Source organism: Hydrocoleum sp. CS-953, assembly GCF_002260545.1.
Taxonomy (GTDB): domain Bacteria; phylum Cyanobacteriota; class Cyanobacteriia; order Cyanobacteriales; family Microcoleaceae; genus Trichodesmium.
The window spans coordinates 1-4,273 of sequence record NZ_LGSU01000698.1; the positions used below are offsets into that span (position 1 = coordinate 1).

General features: G+C 37.8%; 5 protein-coding genes. All 5 read right to left on the reverse strand.

Going from position 1 to position 4,273, the window contains the following annotated elements; all coding sequences use genetic code 11:
• Positions 1–162 precede the first annotated feature (162 nt).
• Positions 163–582: an arsenate reductase, glutathione/glutaredoxin type gene (gene arsC / locus AFK68_RS08105; protein ID WP_094672300.1), complete on the reverse strand. Its 420-nt coding sequence runs from the start codon at positions 580–582 to the stop codon at positions 163–165.
• 25 nt (positions 583–607) lie between these two features.
• Positions 608–1,051: an ArsI/CadI family heavy metal resistance metalloenzyme gene (locus AFK68_RS08110; RefSeq protein ID WP_094672301.1), complete on the reverse strand. Its 444-nt coding sequence runs from the start codon at positions 1,049–1,051 to the stop codon at positions 608–610.
• A gap of 141 nt (positions 1,052–1,192) precedes the next feature.
• Positions 1,193–1,642, reverse strand: a complete 450-nt coding sequence (locus tag AFK68_RS08115; RefSeq protein ID WP_094672302.1) for a dual specificity protein phosphatase family protein — start codon at positions 1,640–1,642, stop codon at positions 1,193–1,195.
• A 157-nt stretch (positions 1,643–1,799) separates the two neighbouring features.
• Positions 1,800–2,951 (reverse strand): ACR3 family arsenite efflux transporter, encoded by a 1,152-nt coding sequence (gene arsB / locus AFK68_RS08120; RefSeq protein ID WP_094672303.1) that lies wholly within the window; start codon positions 2,949–2,951, stop codon positions 1,800–1,802.
• Positions 2,952–2,962: 11 nt separating this feature from the next.
• Positions 2,963–3,988, reverse strand: a complete 1,026-nt coding sequence (locus AFK68_RS08125) for a PstS family phosphate ABC transporter substrate-binding protein (protein WP_210407292.1) — start codon at positions 3,986–3,988, stop codon at positions 2,963–2,965.
• Positions 3,989–4,273: the final 285 nt, after the last annotated feature.

A 4,273-nucleotide genomic window follows, 5' to 3' on the forward strand; every position in this document is an offset into this window, starting at 1 on the left:
GGTTGATTTCATCTAATGCTTAAATTCATTAATTTAACGTGGAACCCGCCCCTACTATTGCAATATTGTAGGTGTGTCAGTATACTACAAGTTTTGGTAAATCTGCCTGCACTTGCATAAAAATTTCCGGTTTTTCTTGAAACTGTTCCATTGGAGTTTTGTTCAAACATTTCTACTCATTTTAAGACGCAGGAACATCAATAAATATTCTACCTGTTGTTTTACTTGCTCTCGAGCTTGACGAAAGGTCTCAACAGAATTGCCTTCAGGATCAGAAACTTCCCACTCCTGAAATTCCTGAACCATTAGCCATTCTACAGGTAACATAGATCCACAACCACACATAGAAGCAACAACATCAAAATCTTGAGAGTTGAAACTATCTATTCTTTTAGAAGTTTGCTGACAAATATCAATTCCAACTTCAGATATAACCTGAATGGTGAGTGGATGAACTGAACTCTCTTCTAAGCCTGCACTTACAAAAGTAAATTTTCCATCTGGATCTAGACTATGAGCAAATGCTTCTGCCATTTGGGAACGGGCAGAATTTTTCCGGCACACAAACATTACTCGTTTCATTTTCTTGTTTCATAACCATTGAATTTTATTGACAACAAGTGGATGCTTCTAAATTTGACTCAACACTAACAACTAGATTTTTTTCTGGTGCAGTATCTCCCACTTTCACCACAAACACTTCCCAACGGTTGCCATCGGGATCTGTAACCCAAACTTTATCTTGAATTGCATAACAGCAGTCTGTATTATGTTCCTCAAATATTAATAATCCAGAAATCTTAAATCTCTCAATTGCTGCTGCTACTTCCTGGGAAGTTTCTACCTGTATTCCCAAGTGGTCTAATTTTCCACCTGGTTGCACATTTTCCCCTAAGTTAAGAGTAAGATTTAGTGGTGGGTTAGCAATATCAAATTTTGCGTAATCAGATTTATACTTAACTGGTGCAACTCCAAACAAAGCTTGATAAAATTCAACCGAGTTTTCTAGGTTGGATGCTGTTAGAGCAATATGAGTTTTGAGAATAGACATTTTTTTATTCCTTTAATTCAACGATTTTAGCACTTACGGAAAGAAACCCGGTTTCTAGGGTAAATCATTGTTTTGATCAATAGACGTCTAGGATAAACCCGGTTTCTGGGTTCGCCTGCGTAAGTCCTAGATTTAAACAACTTAATTTTTGGCTAAATCTTGCAAAAAGGTACTTTGAGATTCCCGTAAATCAATTTCTGGATTTGCTGTTAAAATAATCTCCATTGTCTTCTCATAGGATGATCCAGAATTAATCAAATACCCGGCAAGAGCAGTAGCTGTTCGTCTTTTGCCATTGGTGCAATGAATTGCAACTGCATGATTTTGACTATCAATGAAATCCTGTAATTTTTGAACTTGTTCTTTACTTGGTGCAGTTCCTCCTTTTATTGGTAACCATAGATGAGGTAAGTTAGCTTGCTCATAAAGTTCTAAATTAGAAGGGTCGTCCATTACAGAGACTATTGCTCCAATACCTAATCTTTGTAATTCTGGCAACTCTTCTTCTGTTGGTTTGCGCACTCCTGCTAGTTTACCTGGAATTACCCACCACAAGTTTTCTGCTATCGGTTGAGTTGTTTGTTCTTCCATTGTTAGTTTTCCTTTTCTTGATATTCAGTTACATCTGTAACACAGGCATCTTGCCTGTCTAGGTATATGTAACACAGGTATCTTGCCTGTAAAACACAAATGCCACACGCGCTAATGAAATACCCTGCCGGAAGGATGAGCAAGCAAGATGCTTGAGTTACTGAGACTTACAACAACGGGGGTCAATTAATGTAGCTTTTTCTGGTTCGCGAGGAAACCAAAAAGCTGTACGTTGACAAACTTCCACCAACATCAACATTACTGGTACTTCTATTAATACTCCCACTACCGTTGCTAATGCAGCTCCAGAATTTAAGCCAAATAGAGTCACCGCAGTGGCGATCGCTACTTCAAAATGATTACTTGCTCCAATTAAAGCAGCAGGTGCAGCATCTTCGTAATGTAAATTCATTTTCAAAGCTGCTACATAAGCAATCAAGAAAATAAAGTTAGTCTGGATAAATAGTGGTACTGCTATTAATAATATATGAAATGGATTTTCTACAATTAATTCACCCTTAAAAGCAAATAACAAAACTAAAGTTATCAATAATGCAGCAGTAGAAACAGGACTTAAATATTTGAGAAACTTACGTTCAAACCAAGCTTTTCCTTTATATTTAAAAATCCAGTAACGACTATACATTCCAGCAGCTAGAGGAAAGCCCACATAAATTAGCACTGATAAAACAATAGTTTCCCAAGGCACAGTTAAGTTATTTGCTGACAACAACCATCGCCCAAGTGGAGCATACAAAAACAACATTGTCAAGGAATTAATTGCCACCATTACTAATGTGTGACCCTGGTTACTGTAGGAAAGATAACCCCACATTAATACCATTGCCGTACAAGGTGCGATACCTAGTAATATTGTGCCAGCAATGTAAGAGTCGGCAATAGCTACTTCTGTACCGCGCAATATTTCTGTACCTGTTAGCAGCGAGCGAAATAACCAACCCAGAAAAAATTGGGCAAATGCTACCATTGTAAAAGGTTTAATTGCCCAATTTACAACTAATGTTAAGATTACAGGTTTAGGGGCGCGGGCAGCATTTTTAGCTTGGGTAAAGTCTATTTTCACCATGATCGGATACATCATAAAAAATAGACATATAGCAATGGGGATAGATACTTGATAAATGCTCATAGCATCTAATGTTTTTGCCACACCAGGAAATATTTTACCCAAAGCTATACCTGCAAAAATGCACAATGCTACCCAAACAGTCAGATATTTTTCAAAGAAACTCAGTTTACCACCTGCTTGCACAGCAGATGTATTAACTTGGGGTAAATTTGTAGTCATAATTTGTACAATTAATATTCTGTTCGTTTCGTGAGAACTTCATAAATAGTTAAATTGAGCTGCGCTTCCCCACCAAAGACAGTTCCTACTTTTGTTTTATGGTAGTTGCGGTAAAGTTTCATATAACTCTCTTCCCCAAATGCAACATAACCTACAGAATTTACTGCTGCTTGAGCATTGTTCATGTAAAAGTCAATAAATTCATTCATTAATGGATTATTTTGTGCTGATACCGCATTTACATAAATAAATAGTGGTCTAGCTAGGGGTTGATATTTCGCTTGCTCTACTGCTGTTTTAGTTGGAGCGATCGCGCCATTACCACTATCAACGGCTAAAGATTTTAGTTTGTCTTTATTCTCTACATAATAAGCGTAACCAAAATAACCTAAAGCGTTGGGTTCTTTGCTAACTCCTGTAACTAACACTTCGTCGTCTTCGCTGGCTGTGTAGTCACTACGAGTTGCTTTTGCTGATCCAACAATAGCTTCAGCAAAATAGTCATAAGTTCCAGAGTCAGCTCCGGGACCAAATAAGATTAATGGTTTGTCTGGCCATGAGGAACGTACTTGGTTCCATTTGGTGATTTTTCCTTGCCCTTCAAGTGCCCAAATCTTTGCTAACTCAGACACAGTAATGTCTTTTGCCCAGGTATTTGCCTGGTTAACGACGATGGTTAGAGCGTCGAAGCCAATAGGTAGTTCTATATAGGAAATTTTGTTTTGTTTGCAAGCTTCCATCTCATTTTTAAGTATGGGGCGCGAAGCATTATTAATGTCAGTTTCTCCAGCACAGAACTTTTTAAAGCCTCCACCTGTACCAGAAAAACTAGCACTGACTTCTACATCGGGCTTGTCGGTAGCGTTGAATTGTTCGACAAGTTTTTGGGTGATAGGGTATACAGTGCTGGAGCCATCAATTTTTATCGGTTGTTGTTTTGCCTGAGTGGAACCACAAGCACCCAGCATTACTGCTACCCCAATAGTTAGGGTCTTTTTCTTGAGACCGCTTACCAGCACTTTTAGGTTTTCTTTCATGCTGTCATTCCAAAAAAATTTGATATGTTGGATAAGATTAATATAACAAAAAAATTTGATATGTCAATAATTTTCAGAAAGTCAAAAGTCAAAAATAAAAAGTCAAAAGTTAAGAATGTTAATGATGTAGGGGCGGGTTCCACATAGGGTGTTAATGGGAAGTCAACAAAATTAAATAAACCCGCCCCCATTTCAAATGGTTATCAATATCAGCATTACCCAATATCAGGTTGAAAGCGGGGCGGGCGATCGACAAATTAATCAGTTATCACCAGATTTTTGTTG